Raw genomic sequence first — 22,246 nt, 5'->3', positions numbered from 1 at the left:
GCGTCTTCTGCCCCGCATCGTGTACAAAGTGTAGAAAAACAACCCGGAGGTACGCCTTGAACCAATTTTACAAGAACCTGTCCATCTGGCTGGTCATCGCCCTGGTGGGCCTGCTGCTGATCAATCTTTTCAACCCGACGGCCGAGCCGGTCAATCAGATCAGCTACAACGATTTTCTGGAAAGCGTCAACTCGGGCAAGGTGAGCCGAATCACCATTCTGGAAAATGTGGCCACGGCCCAAGATCTGGTGGGCAACCGCTTCAAAACCGTGCTGCCGGACAATCCGGCGCAGGTGCAGCCCTTTATGAAAGAGGGAATTACCCTCCAGATGGAAAAGAAAAAAGAGCCCCACTGGCTGGTAAGCATCATCGGCTCCTGGCTGCCCATGATTGTGCTGGTCGGGTTGGGCCTCTATTTCATGCGCCAGCAGCAGGGCGGAGGAGGTAAGGGGCTGATGACCTTCGGCAAGAGCCGGGCCCGCCTCATCGAGGGCGAGGAATCCAAGATCACCTTTGCCGATGTGGCCGGCATTGAAGAGGCCCGCGACGAGCTTGGCGAGATCGTTGATTTTCTCCGCGACCCAGGCATCTTCACCCGGGTGGGGGCCAAGATTCCCAAGGGCGTGCTCCTTTCCGGTGAGCCGGGCACGGGCAAGACCCTCCTGGCCCGCGCCATTGCCGGGGAGGCCCAGGTGCCGTTTTTCTCCATCAGCGGCTCGGATTTTGTCGAGATGTATGTGGGCGTCGGCGCCAGCCGGGTAAGGGATCTGTTCAAGGAGGCCAAGAAAAAGGCACCCTGCATCATCTTTATCGATGAGATCGACGCGGTGGGCCGCCAACGCGGGGCCGGGGCCGGGGGCGGCAACGACGAGCGCGAGCAGACCCTGAACCAGTTGCTGGTCGAGATGGACGGCTTCGAGGCCAATGCCGGGGTCATCATCATCGCGGCCACCAATCGGCCCGATATCCTGGACCCGGCCCTCAAGCGGCCCGGCCGGTTCGACCGGCAGATCGTCGTGCCCCTGCCCGATGTGCGGGGCAGGGAGAAGATCCTCAAGGTCCATGCCTCCAAGGTCCAGCTGGACAGCGATGTGGACATGTCCATCATTGCCAAGGGCACTCCCGGGTTCTCCGGCGCCGAGTTGGCCAACATGGTCAACGAGGCAGCCCTGATGGCGGCCCGCTTCGAGGTGGGCAGAATTTCCATGGCCCTCATGGAAAAGGCCAAGGACAAGGTGATGATGGGGGCGGAGCGCACCAGTATGATCCTCACCGCCAAGGATAAGGAACTCACCGCCTTTCACGAGGCAGGCCATGCCCTGGTGGCCAGGCTGCTGCCCGGCACCGATCCCGTGCATAAGGTGACCATCATCCCCCGGGGACGCGCCCTGGGGCTGACCATGCAGCTGCCCACCGACGAGAAGCACTCGCAGTCCCGCTCCTGGCTGATGAACAACCTCTGCATCCTCCTGGGCGGCCGGGTGGCCGAGGAGATCGTTTTCGGCGATGTGACCACCGGCGCGGGCAACGACATCGAACGCGCCTCGAACATTGCCCGGAAGATGGTGTGCGAATGGGGGATGAGCAAGGAGATCGGCCTGTTGAACGTGGCCGGGCCCGATGAAATGGGGCGGAGCAGGCAACCCTACAGCGGGGAGACGGCGGTGCGCATCGACCAGGCCGTGACCGGATTAGTGACCGAGGCCAGGGATACGGCAACCCGGCTGCTCAATGAGAACCGGGCGATTTTGGAGGCCATGGCCAAGGATTTATTGGAGAAGGAAACCATTGGCAGCGAGGATATCGATCGGTTGATGGCGGCTGGCTGATAACACAAATGCAGTGTGATCGCTTTGGCGGCAGGGGGAAACTCCTGCCGCCTTTTTTGTTCGTCCGGGGAGTTGGTTCATTTCTTTGCTTGCCCAAAGAAACGAACCAAAGAAAAGGCACCCGTGTCACTTGTCCCGCCGCTGGCGGGATTCCATGCGCTCCTCGATGCTGCCGGGGCTTTGCAAACTCGCTGCGCTCAAACAGTGCAAAGCCCTTTTTTGGCAGCCTCTCCGGTGCTCGGCTGCGTGCCAATGGGAGTCTTACCCTCCCCCATTTGTCCTGCCGCGCCTCGCAGACGGGGACGGGGAAAAACGCTAAAACTGTTTGAGGGCGAAGCCCGAGTTTTTTAGCGTCCCATTCCTGGCGAGAAGCAAGGGAAGCCCGAAGGGCCAGGGCTGGCTGGGGTGCTTTTTTCTTGTTTCTTCTTTTGGGCACGCAAAAGAAGAAAGAGCGAACACCCGAAAGGTCATCGCCTTCTTCCCCGTAATTCCTGGATGGACCCTTTTTCTCTAGTCTCAGCCCCTCAGGTTCTCCTTGACAGGTTCAGTCCGGCAAGGGTAGGAATCTTGTTTGAGAAAAATCCCCGGGCTTGCCCGGTTTCTTATTATGCAAGGAGGTCGTACCCATGCTAGAGGCGTATCAAAAACATGTTGCCGAACGGGCCGCTCTTGGTCTGCCCCCCCTTCCCATTTCCGCCGACCAGACCACCGCTCTGGTTGCGCTGCTGCAAAAACCGGCTGCCGGAACGGAAGCAACCCTGCTCGACCTGATCAGCAATCAGGTACCCCCGGGCGTGGATGAGGCCTCCAAGGTCAAGGCCGAGTTTTTGGCCGGAATAGCGCAGGGGAAGATCGGTTCGCCGCTCATCGACAAGAAAGCGGCGGTGCAGTTGCTGGGCACCATGCTGGGTGGGTACAACGTGCAGCCGCTCATCGATCTGCTCGATGATGCAGCCCTGGCTGCGGATGCGGTTGCAGCCCTCTCCTCCACCCTTCTGGTCTATGATTCCTTTAACGAAGTCGCTGCCAAGGCAAAGAGCAATCCCCATGCCCGGCAGGTAGTGGCCAACTGGGCTGAGGCGACCTGGTTCACCTCCCGCGCTTCCATGCCGGAAGAATTGACGGTCACCGTGTTCAAGGTCGCGGGCGAGACCAACACCGATGATCTTTCCCCGGCCTCCGAGGCGTGGAGCCGCCCGGATATTCCCCTGCACGCCCAGTCCATGCTGGGCAACCGGCTGCCCGGTTCGCTGACGAAGATTGAGGAGCTGAAGAAAAAGGGGCATCCCATCGCCTATGTGGGCGACGTGGTGGGCACCGGCTCTTCCCGCAAGTCCGGGGTCAATTCCATGCTCTGGCACATGGGGCGCGACATTCCGTATGTTCCGGCAAAACGTACCGGCGGGGTGGTCATGGGTTCCACCATCGCGCCGATCTACTTCAACACCGCCGAAGATTCGGGTATGCTGCCCATCCAGTGCGATGTGACCGCCCTTGAGACCGGCGACATCATCACCATCAACACCCGCACCGGCACCATCAGCCGCGACGGGCAGGCGGTTACCACCTTCAGCCTTTCCCCGGCCACCCTGCCCGACGAGGTGCAGGCCGGCGGGAGGGTCAATCTTATCATTGGCAGGGGGTTAACCGCCAAGGCCCGCGAGGCGTTGGGTCTGCCGCCCTCTACCCTGTTCCGGGAGCCGGAGGTTCCCAAGGACAGCGGCAAGGGCTACACCCTGGCCCAGAAGATGGTGGGCAAGGCGTGCAATCTCCCTGGGGTGCGGCCCGGCATGTACTGCGAGCCCAAAATGACCTCGGTGGGTTCCCAGGACACCACCGGCCCTATGACCCGCGACGAGATCAAGGAGCTGGCCTGCCTCAAATTCTCCGCCCCTCTGGTGATGCAGTCCTTCTGCCACACGGCCGCCTATCCCAAGCCGGTGGATGTGAAGACCCACCAGACCCTGCCCGGGTTCATCAGCGAGCGGGGCGGCATCAGCCTGCGGCCAGGGGACGGCGTGGTCCATTCCTGGCTCAACCGCATGGTCCTGCCCGATACCGTGGGCACCGGCGGCGACTCCCACACCCGCTTCCCCATCGGCATCTCCTTTCCGGCCGGTTCGGGGTTGGTCGCCTTTGCCGCAGCCACCGGCTCCATGCCATTGGTCATGCCGGAATCGGTGCTGATCCGTTTTACGGGCACAATGCAGCCCGGCATCACCCTGCGCGACCTGGTTAACGCCATCCCCTATGTGGCTATCCAGCAGGGGCTGCTCACCGTGGAGAAAAAGGGCAAGAAGAACCTCTTCGCCGGCACGGTGCTGGAGATCGAGGGCTTGCCCGATTTGGCGGTGGAGCAGGCCTTCGAGCTGGCCGACGCTTCGGCCGAGCGCTCCGCCGCCGCCTGCACCGTGCGGCTCAACAAGGAGCCGGTTGCCGAGTTCCTCCGCTCCAATGTTGAGCTTTTGAAAAGCCTGCTCACCCGGGGCTATCAGAACGCCACGGCCATCCGCAACCGGATTGCTGCCATGGAGGCGTGGCTGGGTGCGCCCGAATTGCTGGCCCCGGATGCGGACGCCGAATACAAGGCGGTGCTCACGATCGATCTCAACAACATCACCGAGCCGGTCCTGGCCTGCCCCAACGACCCGGATGACGTAAAGCTCTTGTCCCAGGTGGCGGGTACTGCCATCGACGAGGTCTTTGTCGGTTCCTGCATGACCAACATCGGCCACTTCCGGGCCCTGGCCAGGATTCTTGACAACGGTCCCCAGGTAGCGGTCCGCCTCTGGGTGGCGCCGCCCACCCGCATGGACGAGGAACAGCTCAAGGCGGAGGGGGTGTACAGCATCCTGGGCAAGGCCGGGGCACGCACCGAGATTCCCGGCTGTTCGCTCTGCATGGGCAACCAGGCGAGAACCCGCGATAATGCCGTGGTCTTCTCCACCTCCACCCGCAACTTCGACAACCGCATCGGCACCGGCACCAAGGTCTTTCTCGGTTCCGCCGAGCTGGCCGCGGTCTGTGCCGTGCTGGGGCGCATCCCCACCGCGGGTGAATACAATAAGATCCTTGCCGAGCGGGTGACCCCCAAGGCGGACGAGGTATACCGCTACCTCAATTTTCATCGGATTCCGGGGTACGCGGAGAAAGGCTGGTAGGGTTTCGGTCGGTTGGGATTTCGGCGGCGTTTTTTCCCTGGCTGCAACCCGCTGCCCGCGCTGGCGTTTTAGAGCCCGTAGAGTTCCTTGATCAGCGCCAGCACCTCTGGCCGCCGCTGGTAGGTTGCCTCGGCCTCCCGTTCAACCTGCGGTGAGCAGGTGCGGTTGTTGGGCCGCCCCTTGTGGTCGTCCCTGGCGTGGATGAACTCGTGCAGCAGAGTCATGTCCCGGTCGTGTTCCGAGAGGAGATGTTGGGTGTAGATGTTGACCTCAAAGGCACCCGGGTCGAACTCGCCCTTGAGCTGCTGGGGGTGTTTCTTCCGCCGCCAGCGGATGACAAGGCCGTTGTTGTAGAGCTGGATCACGTTGGTTTTGGTCAGCATGGTGGATGTTCCAGATGGTGGAGCTTGGCGACGGGAGGTACCATAAAAATTTTGCTAAGAAAATGATCGTCTTACTCCCTGCGGGTCTCCGCAAGCCTCTCCGCCACGCGGGGAAAGAGACCGAGGTCCGTATGGGGCAGGAAATGGGAGGCAATGTACTGCTCCTGAAAATATGCCATCTCCGAAAGTTCAAAGCTGGTCATCTTCCGCACCACCTCCACCACATCCCGGCGGATATGGTTGCTCATCTCGCTCATCCAGGCGCCCATGAGCGAACCGTTCCCCACATAGAGCACCCGATTGGCGTCCACCTGAGGCAATAGCCCCACGGTCATGGCCGAATCCAGATCGATATAGCTGCCAAAGGCGCCGGCCAAAATAACCTGCTCGATATCGGTGATGGCCAGCCCCACCTGCTCCACCAGGGTGGTGATCCCGGCATAGATCGCCGCCTTGGCCCGGATGAAATTTTCGATATCCACCTCGTTGATGACGATATCGTGTTCCGTGCCCGCCTCTTTTCGCCAGACCAGGACATACTCATGGCCGCTGCGCCCTTCCCGAATCCGGTCCGTGCCAAGATCACGGCGGAATTTTCCGCTTCTGCCGACTACCCCATGCTCAAAAAGGGTGGCGATGATGGCCAGCAGGCCAGAGCCGCAGATCCCCACCGGCGATTTGTTGCCCAGGGTTATGTTCATCGGCTCAAGGGTTTGGGGGTTGAGGCTGAAATCCTCAATGGCGCCCAGTGCCGCCCGCATGCCGTGGGTGATGCCGCCGCCCTCAAAGGCCGGGCCGGCGGAGCAGGCTGCGCAGACCAGCCATTCCCGGTTGCCCACGACGATTTCCGCGTTGGTGCCGATATCGATATAGAGGGTGACCAGTTCGGTGCGGTACATGCCCGAGCCCATAACCCCGGCGACGATATCTCCTCCCACATAGCTGGAGATGGACGGGTAGACCAGAGCCACGGCGGAGGGCGGCAGATTGATGCCCAAATCGGTGGCCCGGATGGGAGGGAGAAAGGTGGTGACCGGCACATAGGGGGCGCGGCGGATGTTGTCCGGCTCCAAACCCAAAAGGAGATGGGTCATGGTGGTGTTGCCCGCCAGGGTGATGGAGGTGATCTCCTCGCGGCTGATGCTGCCTTTTTCCCCGTTGTCCGCTGGTTTGGCCATGGCCAGCAAGGTGTCGAGGATGCTGTTGATGGTGGTTGCCACCAGCTCCTGCATCTTGGCCAGACCTTCCTTTTTTTCCGCGATGATGATCCGGGAGATCACATCCTCGCCATAGCCCAGCTGGCCGTTGTATTCGCCGGCCCTGGCCAGAACCTTGCCGGAATTAAGATCCACCAGCACCCCGTAGACCGAGGTGGTGCCGATGTCAAAGGCAAGGCCGAAGCTGCGATGGGTCCAGTCGCCGCCTTGGATGTTGGTGAGATAGGATTTGCCTGCGGCATTCACCGGGCGGGCGCAGGTAACGGTGATCCGGAAATCGTCTTCCCGCAGGGCCTTGCGCAGCTTCCGCAAAACGGCAAGATTAAACACCACCCGGTGTTCGTCGTACTGGCTGCTCAGCAGATGAATCACTCGACCGGCATCGGCCATGTTGTCCTTGGCCGTTGGCGGAGGAACTTCCAGGCAAATTTTCACCACCGGCGGGACAAAAATGCCTTGTTCCCGAAGTTCCTCCATGTCGTACACGTGCATTCTGGCCCGATGTCTGAGGGGCACCGCGGTTCCTAAGCCCCCGCTTTTCAGGCCGGAGGATTCGGGCACCCGGATTACGGCCTCGCCGGCAACTGTTGCCGTGCAGGCTTGGCGATAGCCGGTCTCTCTCTCCTGGGGGCTGAATTTTTCACTGAGCCCCCCATCGACCTCGCCCTCTTCAATGATGACCTTGCATTTGCCGCAAACCCCGCTGCCGCCGCAGGAAGCATTGATGTGGATGCCTGCCTCCCGGGCTGCCTTGATGATTGACACGCCTCCCCCGGCCTGCACCTTCCTGCCGCTGGGCTGAAAAACGATGGTGTGGGTTGCCTGACTGTCTGCCTCGTTCATCTGTCTTGCCCTCTTTCCCTGGCCCTATTGCTTTGCCTAAGGCACACCCGCAGCTTTGTAACGCTTAATCTTTACTCTATCCTAATACAAGGGCCTGGCTTCCGGCAATGACCGTTTGCACACCACCTTTGCGGCATAATTTTGGCAAAAAAAAGCCCCCGCATCTTCAACGGAGGCCTTCCCGGAAAACATCTTTACTGTGTGGGGTTATTTCTTAGCCTTGCAGCCGCACCCGCAACCCGAGGCTTTTTCCTCTTTTTTGATCATGCAGTCGCTGCCGCCGCAATCGGCGCATTTTTTGGGCTTGCATCTGCCCTCCTTGGTCGCCCCGCATTTTTCACATTTGAATATGGCCATACTGTTACCTCCGGTATCTTGTTAAACGGCTATGTGTTGCAAGACGAGACGCTCGTCTTGCCCGATGCTTTCCGTTAAGGCGCTCCGTATGGGCATTGAATAATACCCAATCCCGCCCGTGGTTTTCTGAGATAATTTTCTCGCTTGGGCACGACAGGTGCATTATTCTTTCTTTGCCCCCTGATAGCTTTTGCACCGCACTATTACTGCAACCTGTCGGGATCCGTCTCTTTCTGATAATTATTCCTAATAATAGGCAATTTCATTCTGTATTGCAACAAATAAACAGAGGTGCGTGTATGAATATCAACAGCGAACGCCTTGCCCAGCTTTTCACCGCCATGTGTACCATTGACAGCCCCTCCGGCGAAGAAGCCAAGCTGGCCCTGTTTCTCAAAGACCTCTTTGCACAGGAGTTTCCCGAAGCCTTTGTCACCGAGGACAACTCCGCCAGCGCAACCGGCTCTGACACCAATAACCTGGTTATCCACTTCCCCGGCAACCTTCCTGGGGAACCGATTTTCTTCAGTTGCCACCTGGACACGGTCGAACCGTCCAGGGGAGTGAAAGTCCAGCGGGAGGGTAGCCGTTTCTCCAGTGCGGGCGAGACCGTTCTCGGCGGAGACGACAAGGCTGGTATCGCCATACTTATCGAAGCCATCCGGGCCATCAAAGAAGCGAGTCTTCCGCATCTGCCTTTCGATCTCGTTTTCACCACCTGCGAAGAAATCGGCCTGCGCGGGGCCAAGGCCCTGGACCTCTCCCTGCTCCGTGCCCGGGAAGGATATGCCCTTGATAGCAGCGGGATAGATCTGCTCATTATCGGGGCCCCGGCTGCCAACCATTTCCATTTCACGATCACCGGCGCGGCTGCCCACGCGGGCCTGCATCCGGAACGGGGGATCAACGCCATTCAGCTTGCGGCCCGGTGCCTTGCCGATCTGCCGCTGGGCCGTCTTGACGAGGAAAGCACCGCCAATATCGGCCGCATCACCGGGGGCACAGCGACCAATATTATCCCGGAAAGCGTCTTGGTGGAAGGGGAAGTCCGGAGCCACTCGCAGGAAAAACTCGCGGCTTTATCCCAACAGATCAAGGATACGCTCCTGGCCGTCATTGACAACTGGTCTCCCAATTCCGGCGCGCAGCTCGGCACGGGCGTCCGGCCCCGTCTCGATTTCCATCTCTCCCCGGAATACCCGGCCATGCATATTGACCGCAACGCCTCCGTCCTCCAACGGGTTGACAAGGCCGCTGCCCGCCTCCAGCGGGAAATCCGCTATGAACGGGCAGGCGGCGGCAGTGATGCCAATATTTTCAACGGGAATGGGTTGCAAACCGCCATCATCGGAATCGGCATGGACCATGTGCACAGTACCGCGGAAACCATCGACCTGGGGGACATGGAACGAACCGCCGAGCTTGTCGCTGCACTCATAACCACCCGGGATTAAACGGAAAACGCCACATGTTTCACGTGAAACATGTGGCGTAAAAAAGAAAGTCCATCGCGAAAATTAAGCGGTTTCTCGGTGAGGAGTGTGTTACTATGCCCTTCAAGGTGGCGATCTGGTTTTTCGGTCGTTCACCCCATTGCCTGCGACGAAAAATCTGGCGCGTTTCTGCCAGAAACCCACACCCGGTGGAGGTTTTTCAGCATGGGAGATGGTGCAAAAATTGTGGCCCTGGCCAATCAGAAGGGCGGGGTGGGAAAGACGACCACCGCAATAAACCTGGCCGCCTCGGTGTCGTTGCTGGGTAAAAAGGTGTTGGTGGTGGATTCCGACCCGCAAGGAAATACCTCCAGCGGCCTGGGCGTCAGCCGCGCCAATGGTGGAACCCACCTCTACCATTGTTATATGGGGGAAGCCGAGACCCGGGAAGTTATACAGCCGGCGCCGGGGCTCAAGAAGCTCTTTGTTCTCCCCACGCATATCGACCTGATCGGGGTTGAGGTCGAGCTGATGGCTGCGGTGAAGCGCGAGCGCTATCTGGACAATGTGCTCTCCTCTGTGCGTGGAGATTATGACTACATTTTCATCGACTGCCCCCCTTCCCTTGGCCTGCTGACCATCAACGCCCTCACTGCGGCAGACACGGTTTTGATCCCCCTTCAATGCGAATATTTTGCCCTTGAGGGCTTGAGCCAATTGGTCCGGACCATCCGTCTGGTGAAAAACTCCTACAATCGGACCCTTGCCATAGAAGGGTTGCTTCTGACCATGTACGATGGCCGAAACAAGCTGACCCACCAGGTGGTCACCGAGGTGAAAAATCATTTCCAGGGCAGGGTGTATGATACGGTGATTCCACGTAATATTCGTCTCAGCGAGGCCCCCAGCCACGGGCAGGCGGCGATCATCTACGACAAGCGCTCAACCGGGGCGCTCAGTTATCTGCAGCTCGCAAAAGAGTTTCTGCGCAAGCAACCAAAGGTTGCGGTGAAAGAGGGAGTGAAACCATGATTAAAAAAACAACCTCGGCCCTCGGCAAGGGTCTGGACGCCCTGTTGCCTTCCAGCGGTTCCGATGGCCGGGAATACTTTTTATGCCCCATCGACTTCATCGAGGCAAACCCGAATCAGCCCCGTAAGGATATTAATGATACAGCGCTGGCTCAGCTTTCAGCCTCGATCCGCGAAAAGGGTGTTTTGCTGCCCCTGGTGGTGTGCGAGCATGGCGGCGATGGTCGTTACCAGATCATCGCTGGAGAGCGGCGCTGGCGGGCCGCTAAAATGGCAGGGCTTGACGAGGTGCCTGTTCTGGTAAAAGACGTCACCCCGCTTGATCGCCTTGAGCTGGCGCTCATCGAAAATATCCAGCGCCAGGATTTGAACCCTCTGGAAGAGGCGGAAGCCTATCTCCGCCTGGTCAAGGAGTTCCATCTGACCCAGGAAGAGGTGGCAAAAAGGGTTGGCAAGGAGCGGTCAACCGTGGCTAATGCCCTGCGGATCAACCAGCTTCCCGATTATGCTAAGGAGGACTTGGTTCGCGGCGTTTTAAGTATGGGGCATGCGAGAGTATTGCTCAGCGTAGGCGATGAAACGTCCATGCGCGAGGTCCGAAACGAGATTGTCGAGCAGGGGCTTACGGTTCGGCAGGCAGAGGCCTTGGCCCAAAAACATAAGAAAAAAGTGACTACGGCAGGTGGCGGGGCAAAACGTCAGCCCAGGAAGTCGGCAAATGAATTGCCGGAATCCTATTGTAAATCGTTGGCCAACGGCCTGATCAATTACCTGGACACAAAAGCGCGCATCGTCCAAAGTGGCACCCGGGGAAAATTGGAAATAGAGTACTATTCCCATGATGATCTTGAGCGGGTATTGTCGCTGATTCTCTCGGGGCAAAAAACAAAATAATCTTTATTTTCAGATAGTTAATCATGAATCAATATGAAGAGCAGGCCGAGATTGTCCGCCAGGAACAACTCACGCCGGAAATATTCCGCCTGACCTTAAAGGCCCCCGAGATCGCGGCCAACGCTCGTCCCGGCCAATTTGTCATGGTGCAGACCACCCCCTGTTGCGACCCGCTTCTTCGGCGGCCTCTGTCCATTCATCAGACCATTGGCAGCGAGCAGGTGCAGCTCCTGTATAAGGTTGTCGGCAAGGGCACCCGACTGCTTGCCGCCATGACTCCCGGCCAGTCACTGAACCTGACCGGCCCGCTCGGGCACGGCTTTGATCTCGCCGGGAAACAGGCGATCTGTCTGGTTGGCGGAGGGATGGGCATTGCCCCCCTCTATTTTCTAGCCAGAGAGATTCTGCGCACCACCAGCCCCCCGAAGTGTATCGTTCTGCTTGGCGCTCGAACCGCCGCCGAGCTTGGTCCCCTGCCCCGGGATTTTATGGATATCGGCGTGACGGAAACCCATTTTGCCACCGATGACGGAAGCCTTGGCCACCATGGCTTTGTGGCCGAGCTTCTCTCGCGGCACCTTGCCCCCGACCTTCCTTGGACAATATGCACCTGCGGCCCCCACCCGATGATGAAGGCGGTGGTCGGGCAATGCCGAAAACAGGGCTGGGAGTGTCAGGTTTCCTTGGAAACCATGATGGCCTGCGGGATCTCCGCCTGCCTCGGTTGTGCGATCCCCCGGGCGGACTTGTCCGGCCCCTACCTCCACGTCTGCAAGGATGGCCCGGTATTTAAGGCAGAGGAGGTAGCCTGGCTATGACCCAACCCGATCTGCGCGTCACCATCGGTGGCCTCGTTTTTAAAAATCCCGTGCTCACCGCCTCCGGCACCTTTGGCTATGCCAAGGAATTTGCGCCTTACGTCAATCTCCATCATTTGGGAGGGGTGGTGGTCAAGGGAATCTCCCTGGAACCGCGACGGGGAAATCCTCCGCCCCGCATCGTGGAAACGGCCGGAGGCATGCTCAACGCCATCGGCCTTGAAAACGTAGGGCTTGACTGTTTTATTGCCGAGAAAATGCCCTATCTGCGAGGGATAGGCACCAGGGTGATCGTCAATATCCTGGGAGACAGTCTGGAAGAGTATCAGACCCTGGCCCAACGGCTCAGCGAGGTTGAAGGGCTCAGCGGCCTGGAGGTCAATATCTCCTGCCCCAACGTAAAAAAAGGCGGGGTTGCCTTTGGCACCGATCCCGCAATGGCCGAGGCCGTGACCCGTGCGGTGTGCGCCCACACCACCCTGCCGGTGATCGTCAAGCTCTCCCCCAATGTCACCGACATAGCCCAGATCGCCAGGGCTGTGGAGGCGGGTGGGGCGCAGGCGGTTTCCCTGATCAACACCCTGCTGGGTATGGCCATTGATGTCAAAAGCCGAAGGCCGAGGCTGGCCAATATCGTGGGGGGGCTTTCCGGCCCGGCGATCAAGCCCATCGCCCTGCGCATGGTCTGGCAGGTAGCCCAGGCGGTGAAGATTCCGGTGATCGGCATCGGCGGGATCAGCACTACGGAAGATGCCCTGGAATTTCTCCTGGCGGGCGCCACAGCCATCGAGGTTGGCACCGCGAATTTCGTCAACCCCCGCACCAGCCAGGAGATCGTCGAAGGCCTTGGACGTTATGTGACGGACAACGGGCTTTCTGGGATCAGCGAGGTGATAGGGGGGCTGATTCTGGACTGATTTTTTAGGTAAAGGAGGGGGCCACCCTTCGACAGGCTCAGGGCGAACGGAAAAATAAGGAGTTAAAGAAATCCGTTCATCCTGAGATTCTATGGTTTACGTCAAGCATTTTGTAAGCCGTTCTGGGTTAAATGTCGAGCGGTAGTGATGAATAGACCAGGCGGCTCGGGCGATTTTCCGGGCGATGATCACCAACGTTGCGGTCGTACTCCAGCCTTTGCTGCGATAATGCTCATAAATAGGTTTCCAGACTTTGGTTTTGACGGCGGACATCGCGGCATTAAACAGCAGACGGCGTAATTCGCCGGGGCCGCGTTTGGACAAGCGTCTACGGCCAGCCTTGTGACCGGAGTCATTTGCTCTGGGGTCGAAACCGGTGAATGCGACGAACGCATCCGCATTGCGGAAAGGAACTCGTTCCAACGTATTGGTTAAGGCCATGCCCACCAGGGGGCCAACCCCCACAATGGTTTGCAACCGCTGTTGCGTTTCCTTGTGTTGCGGAGAACGGGCAGCAATCGTTGCCATGGCGACATCGATTTTGGCAATCAAAGCGTCGAGCTTGCACAAGACCGCCTTGAGCTCAGGGGCAAACCCGCCCAGGTTGGCCATCGTCAGCTTGAGCGTGCTCTTGATGCGGACGATCTTGGCCCGCCGCCGGATCAGATGGTCCAGCTTGCGCTGGTTGGCCGTGGGGGACGTGTAGGGACGCAGGCGAGTATGCTCTTGCGCGATGAGACGAGCGATTAGTTCGGCATCGACACGGTCGGTTTTGGCGCGGTTGCCCATGGCCTTGGCGTAGTGCCGGGTCTCCATTGGGTTAAGCAGAAATACGGTATAGCCTTGCCTATGCGCCAGATCAGCCAGCAACTCGTGATATCCGCCTGTAGACTCCAGGCCGATACGGCTGCCTGCGGGCAGGGATTTCAGCCAAGCCAGCAAAACTTCATGCTGATTGACAACACTGTGGACAGGAAAGCTTTGCGCAGCACAAGCAACGACAACGGCGTCTTTGGCAACATCCACCCCTACGTTTAGAAAGGTTTGCATGATGGTAGCCTCCAGAAGTAAAGTAATCATGCTGGGGTGGCACACACCGACGTTAGCTTGCGTTCAAATCGGCGGTCAATGCACATGCCGCTAGATTCTTCATCGACGTTTGGGGTGTGGTGGGAGATTTCTCAGTAAGTCTGTCCGCAGCGCGGCAGATGCCAGTCGAAGTCCCTCCACCCCGGCTCTTCTTCTTAGAGCTTCTCAGAAATGAGCTGTAAAAACCATACAAGCCTGTCGAAGGATCAGCTGATTTGTTTCGCGCCAAACGAGAAACAACAACCCAATCACCCCGCATCATGGCTTCTTTCTTCTTGCGGCTCCAACCCTTGATTTGCATTTCCGCAGACAAAGCTTCTTCCCGTGTAACATACTCCTGCGACCAAGCAAGCTCCACCGGACAGCGCATTGCGGTGTACCCCTCGCACTCTCCCGCCTGGTGCTGAGCCATGCGCCTGTCAAAATTATCGGTGTGACCGGTATAGTAGCTCCCGTCGGCGCAACGAAGGATGTAAACCCAAAACATTTCATGCCTCTTGCAAGATGTTTCTCTGGTGCTTCGGAAAATCAACCCGTCGCCAGGCTCAGGGTAAACGGAAAAAATCGATGCGCTCAGGTCGTTCTTCGTTCATTTTACCTCGAGCCTGCTTCTGTTCCTCCTGAGCCTTGCGGAAGGATAATCAAACGCCCCGCCATCACAACTCCACCACAGTTCTCCCCCGCTCATCCCTGCTCAGGGTCGCCACCTGGGCATTCCCAACCTTGATCGCCCGAAAATCCGCGATGGGCCGCGCCAGATAATGCAGAAGCAAAGCCCGGACCACGATCAAATGGCTTACCACCAGCAGGTTCTGTCCGGGATACTCATGAAAAAGTGTCTCCAGACAGGCCACAGCCCGGTTCTGCACCTGGGCAATGGTCTCGCAGCCCGGCAGACAAAATCCGGCCGGATCATCGAGCCAGGTGGGATACTGGGGCCCGAATCTCGCCCGGATTGTCTCCTTGGTCAGTCCGTCCCAATGGGGGATACGGATCTCGGTCAAGGCCTCTGCCGTTGCAATCGGCACACCAAGCAACTCTCCCACAATTCCGGCCGACTGCCTGGTCCGCGCCAGAGGACCGCAAAATATCTTGCTGATGCCGCGCCCGGCTAGCTTGTGGCCAACCTCCGCAAGCTGGGCCATACCCTCTGGATGCAGGGGCTCCTGGGTGCGTCCGGCAAAAATATTAGCCTTGTTTGCTGCGGTCAGGCCATGCCGGATAAGATAGATATTGGTTTTCATGTTTGCCTTTTTGCTCTGTCAAGAAGCGGCATCAACCGCGATAAATCCACCGATACACACAACATCGTCTCCTTCAGAATCTACAAAAAACTCTTGCTCTCCCGCGTTTCTTCGGGGTAAGCTTCAAACTTTAAACTCTACGGAAAATCACTCTTCTTTTCAATAAGGAAACCGGTCATGCTCAAACAAACCAAGCGCACAGTCACAGTCTTGCTCGCCGCACTGATATTCGCCATGCATCTTGCGCTGCCAGCAATCGGGGCTGCTGCGCAAACTGGACGTATCGCCTTCCTGCCCTTCAAGGCCAATGCCCCCCAGGACATGGGCTATCTCACCACCGGCATTCGTGACATGCTCGCCAGCCGCCTTGCCTCGGAGGTCGGCCTCACCGTGATCGACAAGACCGTGGTGGACAAAGCCCTGGCCAGCGGAGGAACCCCAACCCAGACCGAGGCATTTCTCAAGCTGGCCAAGACCCTTCAGGCCGATTTCCTGGTGGTAGGCAGCCTCACTGCCATGGGCAGCAGTCTTTCGTTAGATGCCAAGGTTTTTGAGGTAGCCAAGGGTGCGTCGCGTAATTTTTATGCCACGGCTAAGAACGAAAGCGAGATTATCCAAAGCATCGACTCCCTTGCCTGGGATATAAGCGAGAAGGTCTTCGCCCACAAGCGCCCAGCCACAGCCCTGACCCAGCCCCAGGTCGCCGGGCAGGCGGGGGGGCAACCCCAGCCGCAGTATGCCACCGCCCATCCGGACCGCGCCTTTGCCGGTCGCACCGGCATGCAGGGCGGTTCGCCCTTTATCTACCCCAAGGGCATCACCAGCGAGTTCCAGAAAACCCAGAACATGAAGTTGTCCCTCCAGTTCATGGAAATGGCAGATCTTGACGGCGACGGCCAGGACGAGGTCATTTTTGCCGACAACGATTCGGTCCAGATCTTCAAGCGCGACAACAATCGCTTGAACAAGGTTGGCCAGATTCGCGGCAAGGTCGGGTACCGCATCCACGCCATCACCGTGGCGGACCTGAACAAAAACGGCAAGCAGGAAATTTATGTGAGCGCTGCGGACAGCAAGGGACCGAACTCTTTCGCCTTTGAATGGCTTGGCGCGGACAAGGCCAACTATCTGTTCCAAGATGCCAAGTGGTATGTCCGGGCCATGCCCGTCCCAGGAGAAGGCATGGTGCTGGCTGGTCAGCGGGCCGGGTCCGACAAGGCCGTGACCCCCGGCATCTACCGTCTCGATCTGAGCAATACCGCCCTGAAAGCGGGCAGCCCCATGGAAGTCCCGGCCAGCGTCAATCTGTTTGAGTTTACCATCGCCGATCTGGACAACGACGGCAGCCGGGAGATCATCGCCATTGACCAGTACGACCGGCTCCAAGTGCTGCGCGCCAGTGGTACCGTCCTCTGGAAAAGCGATGAATTTTACGGCGGCACTACCCGCTTTATCGGCGGCACAGAAGGCTTCGGCGCAGGCAAGGGCAGCGCCCAGGAAGGCTCAACCCGCATCTATATCCCCTCGCGGATCATCGTCTATGACGTGAATGGCGATGGCCAGCAGGACATCATCATCAACAAGAACCTCTCTACTTCGTCGCGTCTTTTTGAAAACATGAAAAACTACCCCTCCGGCGAGATCCACGCCCTAAGCTGGAACGGCATCGCCTTGTCCGAGTTGTGGCGAACCAAAAAGATCGACGGCTATATCGTGGACTACCTCCTCCGCCCCAATGCGGACAAAAAAGGAGCGGAACTGCTGGTGGGGATGATTTTGGGAAGCAGCTCGCTTGATCTGTTCTCCGAACAGACCTCCACCATGCTCATCTATCAGCTGGATTTCACCAAAAAACAGGAACAGGGAAACTAATGTTCCAAATTAATGCGGTAAAAAAAATTACACCATAGTAAAAAAAACTTGACATTCTCTATCTAAATTTGCTCTAAAGAGTGCAAGTTGTTTTTTTTATTAAGACTTATCAAAGGAGATAAGAAATGAAAAAAGTATTATCCACAGTAGCAGCACTGGGCCTGGTCGCGGGACTGGCCTCCACTGCAGCAGCCGTTGAGTTCAAGATGAGCGGCAAATACCTGGTCGAGGGCGCGTACCTTTCTGATGCACGCACCTTTCCTACGGGGACTACGGTAAACAGCCTGACGGGCAACGGAAACACCACCTCACTGGTGGGTACATCGGTTAATCTGAATGAAATGCCTGGCGTAGAAAATACCTCTGATTCTTACTGGTTGCACACCTTCGAGATCAAGCCAACCATGAAGGTGAACGACAAGATCTCCATGAGCTCTGTTATCCGTCTGGCGGACGACACCTTCTGGGGCAGCCAGGGTGACACCGGTACGACGTCAAACGTAGGCACCACCACCAGTGATGTTTACGTCCACCAGTTGTACATGGACTATGCCTCTCCCATCGGCAATATGCGCTTAGGCCGTACCCCGGCTGGCACCTACGGCACCGCGTTCATGGATGCCGACAAGCGTGCCGACCGCGTCATGCTGTACCCTTCCTTTCTTGCTGCTGGGCCGGTGAGCACCCTGTTCTACCTTGAAAAAGTGAAAGACAATTTTGCTGCGGGTTCTTTTAATCCTGCGACTGAGGTCGGCTCAGTGGAGAATGGAACCGATGTTGACTCAGACACCTATGTTGCTCGTCTTTACTACAAGACCGACAACCTGGATTCCGGTATCCACTACGCGTACACCCGGGACATGACCAATACAGCCACCATTGATTCCGACGTGAAGCACACGTTGACCGCCTACGGCAAGTTCAAGATGGACAACATCTTTGTCAACGGCGAGTTGACCCATTACATGGGTAGCAGAGAATATGACAGTGCAGCCAATGCGGATCGTGACTATGATTCTTGGGCAGCAATGGCACAGGCCGGCATCAAGCTTGATGCCCTGACCGTGAGCGCCATGGGCTTCTATGCCCAAGGCCAGGACATGAACAAAAATACCTATGGCGATGATATTCAGAATGCCCTCGGCACCGCAGGCACCGGCGACCAGTTTGAGCCTCTGTACATCCTCACCGGTCGGCACACCGGCATGCTGAACAATGACGTGTTCAGTGGCAACACCACTCTTTTAAGTACGTCTGGCGTTCAAGCCGGTGTTGTCGCAGTTGATTATGCGGTTTCCAACCAGTTGTCCCTGCACGGCGCCATTGGCTATGCCAAGGCAGACGAAATTGTCGCCGCCAACCAGGATAAGGACTACGGCTGGGAGTACAATGTGGGCGCAGCCTACAAGCTGCTCGACAATCTCACCTACGAAGCGCACTTCGGATATCTGGATACCGGTGATTATTTCAATTTCGGAGATACTTCCGACAGCACCAACAGCATCTACATCCTGACCCACTCGCTGACCATGACCTTCTAATGCTGCTTATGCGTTTCGCATAACACTTGAGTTGGTTGCTGTTCACATCAAGCCCTGCCGGAATTTCCGGCAGGGCTTTTTTCTTGTTGTTTCACTGATGCTGATTGCCCACACAGCTTCAAGGCGTCAGCCATCGACCCCACCATTCCCCGCTTGCCTCTCTTGACTTTTTGCAAGAGGTGGGATAAGAATACCTGTTTTTCTGCCATTTTTCTTTGATTGGCACATTTCCCCCGGCGAAAACGCTCCGGGTGTTGTTATCTTCGGTGCAGGTGAGGCAAACCATGACCATTCAAGCCCTGAAAGGCTTTAAGGATATTCTCCCCGATGAGGTTGGGGTCTGGCAGCATATCGAGGCGACGGCCAGGGATATCTTTCACCGCTTCGGCTTCACCGAGATCCGGGTGCCGATCCTGGAAAAGACCGAGCTGTTCGCCCGGTCCATCGGCGAAGCCACCGATATTGTCGAAAAAGAGATGTACTCCTTTGGTGACCGCAACGGCGATTCGGTCACCATGCGGCCGGAAGGCACCGCCTCGGTGCTGCGCGCCTTTATCGAGCATGGTCTCCAAGCCAAACTCCCGGTGCAGCGTCTCTACACCATGGGCCCTATGTTCCGCCATGAACGCCCGCAGAAGGGGAGGTTGCGCCAGTTTCACCAGATGAGCGTCGAGGTGCTTGGCCTGGATCATCCCCGCTTGGATGCGGAGCTGATCGCCATGGCTTGGCTGATTCTGGAAGAGCTTGGTCTTTCCACGAGTCTGCAGATCAACTCCCTGGGTTGCCCGGCCTGTCGTCCCGCCTACAAAGAAGCCCTGGTGAATTTCCTGGCCGCCCGCAAAGAGCAGATCTGCGAGGATTGCCAGCGCCGCAGCCTGACCAATCCCCTTCGAGTGCTAGACTGCAAGAGCAGCCATTGTCAGGAGCAGTATGTGGCCGCGCCAGCCATCCTCGACCATCTCTGCCCGGGATGCGCCGACCATTTCGAGAAAACGAAGGGGAGCCTTGATCTCCTGGCGGTTCCCTATGCCGTGAACCCGTTCATGGTCCGCGGCCTTGATTACTACACCCGCACCACCTTTGAGCTGATTACCGACGCCTTGGGAGCCCAGAGCGCGGTGGGAGCAGGCGGCCGCTATGACGGCCTGGTGGAACAACTGGGCGGGGCCAAAAACATGCCCGGTATTGGCTTTGCCATGGGCATGGAGCGGCTGGTCCTCTTGCTTGGCCAGCAGAACGCAGGGGCCTGCCCTGAGACGACTACAGACCTTTTTGTTGCCGCCCTAGGCGAGGAGGCCACGGTCAAGGCCTTTCCGCTGGTGCATCTCCTGAGACGCAACGGGCTGCAAGTGGCCATGGACCTTGAAGGCAAGAGCCTGAAAAGCCAGATGAAGCAGGCAGACCGAGCCAAGGCACGCTTTGCCCTCATTTTGGGCGAGGAAGAGCTTGCCAAGGGCGAAGCAGTGCTGCGGGATATGACCAGCAAGGAACAACAGCAGGTGCCGCTTACGGAGGCTCCAGAGGCCTTGTGTGCGACATTGCTTGCGGCAGTCTCCAAAAGAGAAAAATAGGGGACAAAAGGGGCGGGGATTGTCCGCTTAACGGGCATCATCCAAAAATTCCCTCTCCCCTCGGAGAGTCTACGCTTACCTGCGGGGGAGGGCCAGGGTGGGGGGAATTTGCTACATTTGACGCGATCTGCAACGTCACCCACCCCCAGCCCCTCCCGTCAAGGGAGGGGAGTACAAGGCAAAACCGAAACACATACGAATTTTTCACTTTTTACTCTTCATTTTTCACTACCTAAAAGGAGCAGTCCTATGGAATCCATGGGAGGACTCAAGCGCACCCACAATTGTAATGCCTTGACCCAAGCCGATGTCGGCAAAGAGATCGTCCTCATGGGTTGGGTGCTGCGGCGCCGGGACCATGGCGGGGTTATTTTCATCGACCTGCGGGACCGCTGGGGGCTCACCCAGGTGGTTTTCAACCCCGAGATCAACGCCGAGGTGCATGCCAAGGCCCATGGCATTAGAAGCGAATGGGTGCTTGCCATCCGGGGCATTGTCGAGGGTCGGCCCGACGGGATGCGCAACCCCAAGCTGCCCACCGGCGAGATCGAGGTGCGGGTTTTGGAACTGCGTATCCTCAACCAGAGCAAGACCCCGCCCTTCCCGCTGGATGAGGAAACTGAAATTTCCGAGACCCTGCGCCTCAAGTACCGCTACATCGACCTGCGGCGTCCCCGCATGGCCGAGAGCCTCATCATGCGGCACAAAGCAGCCCAGGCCATCCGCACCTATCTCAACAACGAGAATTTTCTCGAGATCGAGACCCCGGTGCTCACCCGCTCCACCCCGGAAGGGGCCAGGGATTATCTGGTGCCGAGCCGGGTCAACCAGGGGAAATTCTTCGCCCTGCCCCAGTCGCCGCAGCTCTTCAAACAGCTGCTGATGGTGGCGGGCATGGACCGCTACTACCAGATCGTCCGCTGCTTCCGCGATGAGGACCTGCGTGCCGACCGGCAGCCCGAGTTCACCCAGGTGGATATGGAACTCTCCTTTGTCGAGGAGGAGGACATCTACGCGGTGGGCGAAGGGTTGATGCGGCTCCTGTTTAAGGAAACCATCGGGTTGGACCTCAGCCTGCCCTTCCCGCGCATGACCTATGCCGAGGCCATGGCCCGCTATGGCTGTGACAAGCCGGATACCCGTTTCGGTTTTGAGCTGATCAGCCTCACCGAGCAGGTGCGCAATTGCGGTTTCCAGGTGTTCCGTACCGTGGTGGAAAAGGGCGGCATGGTCAAGGCCATCAACGCCAAGGGCTGCGCCCATTTCTCCCGCAAGGATCTTGACGACCTCACCGCCTACGTGGCAAATTTCGGAGCCAAGGGGCTGGCTTGGGTCAAGGTCAAACCCGATGGCGAATGGCAGTCGCCCATTGCCAAGTTCTTCTCCGACGAGGAGCGGGCCGGCATGGCCAAAACCCTGGACGCCCAGAACGATGATCTGCTCTTTTTTGTCGCCGATCAGGCAGGGGTCGTGCACCAGGCCCTGTCCGAGCTGCGCCTTGAGCTGGCCCGCCGCCTCAGCCTCATCGACAAGAAACAGTTTAATTTTCTCTGGGTCTGCGACTTCCCGCTCCTGGAGTACGACCAAGAGCAGAAGCGGCATATGGCGGTGCATCATCCCTTTACCGCGCCCAACGAGGAAGATATCCCCCTCATGGACACCGAGCCGGGCAAGATGCGGAGCCGGGCCTACGACCTGGTTTTAAACGGCACCGAGATCGGCGGCGGCTCCATCCGTATCCATCAGAAGGAGATGCAGGAAAAGGTTTTTGCCGCCCTGGGCATTTCCGAGGAGGAAGTGGCCGACAAGTTCGACTTTTTGGTCAAGGCGCTTGAGCTTGGCGCGCCGCCCCATGGCGGCATGGCCTTTGGTCTGGACCGCTTGATGATGATCCTGCTGGGCCGCGACTCCATCCGCGATGTTATCGCCTTCCCCAAAACCCAGAAGGCCTTTTGTCCCCTCACCGAAGCCCCGTCCGCAGTGGCGAGAAAGCAGCTGACCGAGCTGGGTTTACGGCCGGACTGGAAGGAATAGTGCCCCGCTGGC

17 protein-coding genes are annotated in these 22,246 nt (G+C 58.1%); 11 read left to right on the top strand and 6 right to left on the bottom strand.

Annotation, left to right across the window (positions count from 1 at the left end; all coding sequences use genetic code 11):
- Window positions 1-56: 56 nt before the first annotated feature.
- Both ftsH and acnB read left to right on the top strand, forming a co-directional pair.
- A complete protein-coding gene (ftsH, locus tag ACZ46D_RS11120; RefSeq protein WP_464927503.1) occupies window positions 57-1,829 on the top strand; it encodes an ATP-dependent zinc metalloprotease FtsH in 1,773 nt (590 codons plus the stop codon).
- Between the two features lie 626 nt (window positions 1,830-2,455).
- Complete coding sequence (gene acnB, locus ACZ46D_RS11115; protein WP_464927502.1) at window positions 2,456-4,990, top strand: bifunctional aconitate hydratase 2/2-methylisocitrate dehydratase; 2,535 nt, start codon at window positions 2,456-2,458, stop codon at window positions 4,988-4,990.
- Between the two features lie 68 nt (window positions 4,991-5,058).
- On the opposite strand, the gene ACZ46D_RS11110 is transcribed toward acnB, so the two are convergent.
- The 3 genes from ACZ46D_RS11110 to ACZ46D_RS11100 all read right to left on the bottom strand — a co-directional run bounded on the left by ACZ46D_RS11110 (window position 5,059) and on the right by ACZ46D_RS11100 (window position 7,790).
- A complete protein-coding gene (locus ACZ46D_RS11110) occupies window positions 5,059-5,373 on the bottom strand; it encodes a hypothetical protein (protein ID WP_464927501.1) in 315 nt (104 codons plus the stop codon).
- A gap of 71 nt (window positions 5,374-5,444) precedes the next feature.
- A complete protein-coding gene (locus ACZ46D_RS11105; RefSeq protein WP_464927500.1) occupies window positions 5,445-7,433 on the bottom strand; it encodes an ASKHA domain-containing protein in 1,989 nt (662 codons plus the stop codon).
- 207 nt (window positions 7,434-7,640) lie between these two features.
- The gene (locus ACZ46D_RS11100) at window positions 7,641-7,790 is read right to left on the bottom strand and encodes an RCKP-type rubredoxin-like domain-containing protein (protein ID WP_464927499.1); all 150 of its coding nucleotides are present in this window, start codon (window positions 7,788-7,790) and stop codon (window positions 7,641-7,643) included.
- Window positions 7,791-8,089: 299 nt separating this feature from the next.
- Here ACZ46D_RS11100 and ACZ46D_RS11095 point away from each other — a divergent pair, with 299 nt between their 5' ends.
- From ACZ46D_RS11095 to ACZ46D_RS11075, 5 genes are all read left to right on the top strand, one after another.
- Entirely contained in the window at window positions 8,090-9,244 is a 1,155-nt protein-coding gene (locus tag ACZ46D_RS11095; RefSeq protein WP_464927498.1) for a M20/M25/M40 family metallo-hydrolase, read from the top strand.
- A 204-nt stretch (window positions 9,245-9,448) separates the two neighbouring features.
- Window positions 9,449-10,255, top strand: a complete 807-nt coding sequence (locus tag ACZ46D_RS11090; protein WP_464927497.1) for a ParA family protein — start codon at window positions 9,449-9,451, stop codon at window positions 10,253-10,255.
- Window positions 10,252-11,148, top strand: a complete 897-nt coding sequence (locus ACZ46D_RS11085; protein ID WP_464927496.1) for a ParB/RepB/Spo0J family partition protein — start codon at window positions 10,252-10,254, stop codon at window positions 11,146-11,148. The genes ACZ46D_RS11090 and ACZ46D_RS11085 overlap by 4 nt, the downstream gene beginning before the upstream one ends.
- A 23-nt stretch (window positions 11,149-11,171) precedes the next feature.
- Window positions 11,172-11,966: a dihydroorotate dehydrogenase electron transfer subunit gene (locus ACZ46D_RS11080; RefSeq protein WP_464927495.1), complete on the top strand. Its 795-nt coding sequence runs from the start codon at window positions 11,172-11,174 to the stop codon at window positions 11,964-11,966.
- Window positions 11,963-12,883 (top strand): dihydroorotate dehydrogenase, encoded by a 921-nt coding sequence (locus ACZ46D_RS11075; RefSeq protein ID WP_464927494.1) that lies wholly within the window; start codon window positions 11,963-11,965, stop codon window positions 12,881-12,883. The genes ACZ46D_RS11080 and ACZ46D_RS11075 overlap by 4 nt, the downstream gene beginning before the upstream one ends.
- A 96-nt stretch (window positions 12,884-12,979) precedes the next feature.
- Here ACZ46D_RS11075 and ACZ46D_RS11070 read toward each other — a convergent pair whose 3' ends face one another.
- The 3 genes from ACZ46D_RS11070 to ACZ46D_RS11060 all read right to left on the bottom strand — a co-directional run bounded on the left by ACZ46D_RS11070 (window position 12,980) and on the right by ACZ46D_RS11060 (window position 15,216).
- Window positions 12,980-13,963: an IS110 family RNA-guided transposase gene (locus ACZ46D_RS11070; protein ID WP_464926747.1), complete on the bottom strand. Its 984-nt coding sequence runs from the start codon at window positions 13,961-13,963 to the stop codon at window positions 12,980-12,982.
- Between the two features lie 22 nt (window positions 13,964-13,985).
- On the bottom strand, window positions 13,986-14,459 hold the full coding sequence (locus ACZ46D_RS11065; RefSeq protein WP_464927493.1) for a GIY-YIG nuclease family protein: 474 nt from the start codon (window positions 14,457-14,459) through the stop codon (window positions 13,986-13,988).
- A gap of 169 nt (window positions 14,460-14,628) precedes the next feature.
- Window positions 14,629-15,216: a histidine phosphatase family protein gene (locus ACZ46D_RS11060; RefSeq protein ID WP_464927492.1), complete on the bottom strand. Its 588-nt coding sequence runs from the start codon at window positions 15,214-15,216 to the stop codon at window positions 14,629-14,631.
- A gap of 177 nt (window positions 15,217-15,393) precedes the next feature.
- On the opposite strand from ACZ46D_RS11060, the gene ACZ46D_RS11055 reads away from it, so the two are divergent.
- The 4 genes from ACZ46D_RS11055 (at window position 15,394) to aspS (ending at window position 22,234) form a co-directional block, all read left to right on the top strand.
- Complete coding sequence (locus ACZ46D_RS11055) at window positions 15,394-17,088, top strand: FG-GAP-like repeat-containing protein (RefSeq protein WP_464927491.1); 1,695 nt, start codon at window positions 15,394-15,396, stop codon at window positions 17,086-17,088.
- 125 nt (window positions 17,089-17,213) lie between these two features.
- A complete protein-coding gene (locus tag ACZ46D_RS11050; RefSeq protein ID WP_464927490.1) occupies window positions 17,214-18,629 on the top strand; it encodes a hypothetical protein in 1,416 nt (471 codons plus the stop codon).
- Between the two features lie 284 nt (window positions 18,630-18,913).
- The gene (gene hisS / locus ACZ46D_RS11045; RefSeq protein WP_464927489.1) at window positions 18,914-20,200 is read left to right on the top strand and encodes a histidine--tRNA ligase; all 1,287 of its coding nucleotides are present in this window, start codon (window positions 18,914-18,916) and stop codon (window positions 20,198-20,200) included.
- Between the two features lie 249 nt (window positions 20,201-20,449).
- Entirely contained in the window at window positions 20,450-22,234 is a 1,785-nt protein-coding gene (gene aspS / locus ACZ46D_RS11040) for an aspartate--tRNA ligase (RefSeq protein WP_464927488.1), read from the top strand.
- Window positions 22,235-22,246 lie beyond the last annotated feature (12 nt).

This window comes from Thiovibrio sp. Mzg5 (assembly GCF_055379285.1).
Note: the sequence above shows the minus strand (reverse complement) of the source record. Positions and strands in the feature narration are given on the sequence as shown.

Bases quoted from the DNA above. Each gene is read 5' to 3' on its own strand.
- acnB (WP_464927502.1), top strand. From the start codon at position 2,456: ATGCTAGAGGCGTATCAAAAACATGTTGCCGAACGGGCCGCTCTTGGT.
- ACZ46D_RS11110 (WP_464927501.1), bottom strand. From the start codon at position 5,373: ATGCTGACCAAAACCAACGTGATCCAGCTCTACAACAACGGCCTTGTC.
- ACZ46D_RS11105 (WP_464927500.1), bottom strand. From the start codon at position 7,433: ATGAACGAGGCAGACAGTCAGGCAACCCACACCATCGTTTTTCAGCCC.
- ACZ46D_RS11100 (WP_464927499.1), bottom strand. From the start codon at position 7,790: ATGGCCATATTCAAATGTGAAAAATGCGGGGCGACCAAGGAGGGCAGA.
- ACZ46D_RS11095 (WP_464927498.1), top strand. From the start codon at position 8,090: ATGAATATCAACAGCGAACGCCTTGCCCAGCTTTTCACCGCCATGTGT.
- ACZ46D_RS11090 (WP_464927497.1), top strand. From the start codon at position 9,449: ATGGGAGATGGTGCAAAAATTGTGGCCCTGGCCAATCAGAAGGGCGGG.
- ACZ46D_RS11085 (WP_464927496.1), top strand. From the start codon at position 10,252: ATGATTAAAAAAACAACCTCGGCCCTCGGCAAGGGTCTGGACGCCCTG.
- ACZ46D_RS11080 (WP_464927495.1), top strand. From the start codon at position 11,172: ATGAATCAATATGAAGAGCAGGCCGAGATTGTCCGCCAGGAACAACTC.
- ACZ46D_RS11075 (WP_464927494.1), top strand. From the start codon at position 11,963: ATGACCCAACCCGATCTGCGCGTCACCATCGGTGGCCTCGTTTTTAAA.
- ACZ46D_RS11070 (WP_464926747.1), bottom strand. From the start codon at position 13,963: ATGATTACTTTACTTCTGGAGGCTACCATCATGCAAACCTTTCTAAAC.
- ACZ46D_RS11065 (WP_464927493.1), bottom strand. From the start codon at position 14,459: ATGTTTTGGGTTTACATCCTTCGTTGCGCCGACGGGAGCTACTATACC.
- ACZ46D_RS11060 (WP_464927492.1), bottom strand. From the start codon at position 15,216: ATGAAAACCAATATCTATCTTATCCGGCATGGCCTGACCGCAGCAAAC.
- ACZ46D_RS11055 (WP_464927491.1), top strand. From the start codon at position 15,394: ATGCTCAAACAAACCAAGCGCACAGTCACAGTCTTGCTCGCCGCACTG.
- ACZ46D_RS11050 (WP_464927490.1), top strand. From the start codon at position 17,214: ATGAAAAAAGTATTATCCACAGTAGCAGCACTGGGCCTGGTCGCGGGA.
- hisS (WP_464927489.1), top strand. From the start codon at position 18,914: ATGACCATTCAAGCCCTGAAAGGCTTTAAGGATATTCTCCCCGATGAG.
- aspS (WP_464927488.1), top strand. From the start codon at position 20,450: ATGGAATCCATGGGAGGACTCAAGCGCACCCACAATTGTAATGCCTTG.